The 1,424-nt window shown below is 50.1% G+C and carries 1 protein-coding gene and 1 pseudogene; both read left to right on the top strand.

Translation table 11 applies throughout. The annotated features are described in order from the left end of the window. Positions 1-131, top strand: a pseudogene (locus AC1DYF_RS40255) (IS5/IS1182 family transposase); the annotation flags it as partial. A gap of 326 nt (positions 132-457) precedes the next feature. After that, a complete protein-coding gene (locus AC1DYF_RS40250) occupies positions 458-1,120 on the top strand; it encodes a hypothetical protein (RefSeq protein ID WP_477884526.1) in 663 nt (220 codons plus the stop codon). Positions 1,121-1,424 lie beyond the last annotated feature (304 nt).

Genomic DNA, 1,424 nt, shown 5'->3' with positions numbered 1-1,424 from the left:
CTTGGCTCGGGCGTTGCCGCCGCCTCGCCAAGGATTGGGAAAAATCCATCGAAAGCTCAACAGCATGGGCGCAAATCGCTTCAATCCGAATGCTCACAAGGCGCATCGCAAGGTATTGGATCTACGAATGAACTTTTGAATCGGGCTCTCAGGCTCATTAGAGGGACTCACCGGCAACCACTACAACTATCTTGTAGTAAGCGTTGATCTATCCCAGTGCGACTCAATAGGCAGAATAATAAGAGAAATAGGAAGCGGGTTTAAAGCAGCGTTAGCTGATAAGAGACATATAAAAGAGAAGGCGAAGGACGTTTGGGATTTTCTTTCGAAATGGGAAATCCTTGGCGTTCGATATCACAGAGACGAAATCGACATTGATGAGGGAAGTCTATCCACTGATCTTGTTAATTCAATTTCCGGTTTGATCTCCAGTTCAGGCAGCGAGTTGGATGGGGTCTTGATCTTGATTGACGAGGCTGATCGCCCACCCGAGGAAGCCCAGCTTGGTTCGTTTCTCAAGCTCTTCACGGAGAGGCTGACACGAAAGGGCTGCAACAACTGTGTTATTGGAATGGCTGGCCTTCCCAGTCTAGTGCCTAAGCTCCGTGCGAGCCACGAGTCGTCTCCACGTGTATTTGAAACGATGACACTTGAGCCTCTAGAGCCGTCCGAGAGAATTGCGGTTGTAAACGCCGGCATTAAAATCGCCAATGAAAAGAACCCCGTGAAAACACAGGTGGACGCAGACGCTGTCGAATTGATTTCTCATCTCTCTGAGGGCTATCCGCACTTTATTCAGCAGTTCTCCTACTGCGCGTTTGAGGCAGATACGAATGACATAATCTCGGTGAGTGACGTCGTGGCCGGGGCTTTTCGTGAAAATGGGGCGCTAGCGCAGCTTGGCCACAAATATTTCAATAGAATGTATTTTCAGAATGTTACCTCCGACAACTACAGGAAAGTTTTGAATGCTATGGCCTCACATGGAAACGGGTGGGTATCGCGGCAGGAGCTTATTGAGGAGTCTGGCGTTGGTGAGTATAATGTTGGAAATGCTCTGAGAGCGCTAACGGAGCGCCAAATTATCACTCAAGACGGCTCTCGGCGAGGCTTTTATTAGCTTCCTACACAGTCCTTTGCCACTTGGATTAATGCGATTAAATCCGTAGAAGAAAAGACCGGAGGTCAAGCGCAATTCCAGTTGGAGGAGAAGAATTGAGGCCTGCTTTCACACTGGACTCACCTTTGCGTACGCTGGTTCCTAGTAGGCTCCTCTAAGTTCGAGTAGCCTTGAGTAGCCCCTAGTAGCCCCCCTAGAAGCCCCCCTCGTAGCCTCGAGTAGCCTCGAGTACCTTCGAGTAGCCCCTAGTAGCCCCCCTAGAAGCCCCCCTCGTAGCCTCGAGTAGCCYCKAGTACCTTCGAGT

The sequence above is a fragment of the Rhizobium sp. P2_G9 genome, assembly GCF_056403475.1.
Note: the sequence above shows the minus strand (reverse complement) of the source record. Positions and strands in the feature narration are given on the sequence as shown.